The sequence below is a fragment of the Streptomyces sp. NPDC058221 genome (assembly GCF_042882365.1).
Classification (GTDB): domain Bacteria; phylum Actinomycetota; class Actinomycetes; order Streptomycetales; family Streptomycetaceae; genus Streptomyces.
In genome coordinates this window covers 1-1,384 of record NZ_JBHVWF010000165.1, presented here as the reverse complement: position 1 = coordinate 1,384, position 1,384 = coordinate 1, and the positions used below count along the sequence as shown (strand labels likewise).

1 protein-coding gene is annotated in these 1,384 nt (G+C 70.3%); it reads left to right on the top strand.

Annotation, left to right across the window (positions count from 1 at the left end; genetic code table 11):
- Window positions 1-198 precede the first annotated feature (198 nt).
- Window positions 199-1,227, top strand: coding sequence for an aspartate-semialdehyde dehydrogenase (locus ACFVW8_RS33655; RefSeq protein WP_389696828.1), 1,029 nt, complete (start codon window positions 199-201; stop codon window positions 1,225-1,227).
- Window positions 1,228-1,384 lie beyond the last annotated feature (157 nt).

Sequence of the window (1,384 nt, the reverse complement as noted above, 5' to 3'; positions counted from 1 at the left end):
TTCTTTTTGTTCTGCTATAAAACATTTTTTTGTGTACCAGTTGGGGTGGGGGCGCGCCGGGGCGGCCCCCCCCACTGCGCTGTCCGCGGCCCGTGCGGGACCTGTCCGCTCCCCGGACAATGGATTGGACAAGGAAGCCGTGGACATACGCATCATTGAGCGGCAACCGTGCCCGTTCGTACGTCTGAAGGAGTTCCTGTGAAGGTCGGAATCGTCGGCGCCACCGGTCAGGTCGGCACAGTCATGCGCAGGATCCTGGCCGAGCGGAAGTTCCCGGCCGACGAGCTGCGGCTGTTCGCCTCCGCGCGCTCCGCGGGCTCCACGATCGAGTGGCAGGGCCGGGACATCACCGTCGAGGACGCCTCCACGGCCGACTACACCGGACTGGACATCGTGCTGTTCTCGGCCGGTGGCGCGACGTCGAAGGCGCTCGCCGAGAAGGTGGCCGCGCAGGGTCCCGTCGTGATCGACAACTCCTCCGCCTGGCGCAAGGACCCCGAGGTCCCGCTGGTCGTCTCCGAGGTCAACCCGCACGCGATCGCCGACCGGCCCAAGGGCATCATCGCCAACCCGAACTGCACCACGATGGCAGCCATGCCCGTGCTGCGCCCGCTGCACGACGCGGCCGGCCTGGAGGCGCTGACCGTCGCCACGTACCAGGCGGTGTCCGGCTCCGGTCTGGCCGGCGTCGCCGAGCTGCACGGCCAGGCGTCCAAGGTCGTCGCCGAGGCCGACAGGCTCACCCACGACGGCGGTGCCGTCGACTTCCCCGAGCCCGCCGTCTACAAGCGCCCGATCGCCTTCAACGTGCTGCCGCTGGCCGGTGCCATCGTGGACGACGGCTCCTTCGAGACGGACGAGGAGCAGAAGCTCCGCAACGAGTCGCGCAAGATCCTGGAGATCCCGGAGCTCAAGGTGTCCGGCACCTGTGTCCGGGTGCCGGTCTTCTCCGGCCACTCGCTCCAGATCAACGCCCGGTTCGCGCGTCCGATCGGGGTGGAGCGCGCGTACGAGCTGCTCAAGGACGCCCCGGGTGTCGAGATCTCGGAGATCCCCACCCCGCTCCAGGCGGCCGGGCAGGACGCGTCCTTCGTGGGGCGGATCCGGGTCGACGAGACCGTGGAGCACGGTCTCGCGCTCTTCGTCTCCAACGACAACCTGCGCAAGGGCGCTGCGCTGAACGCGGTGCAGATCGCGGAGCTGGTCGCGGCGGAGCTGGCTGGCTGACGCGGCGGGGGCGGTGCGGGTGCGGTGCGGGTGCCGTGCGGTGCGGGTGCGGGTGCGGGTGCCGTGCGGTGCGGGTGCGGGTGCGGGTGCCGTGCGGTGCGGGTGCGGGTGCGGTGCCGCTGCGCGGGGCTGTCCCCTACCCGCCCCTTCCCGAAAC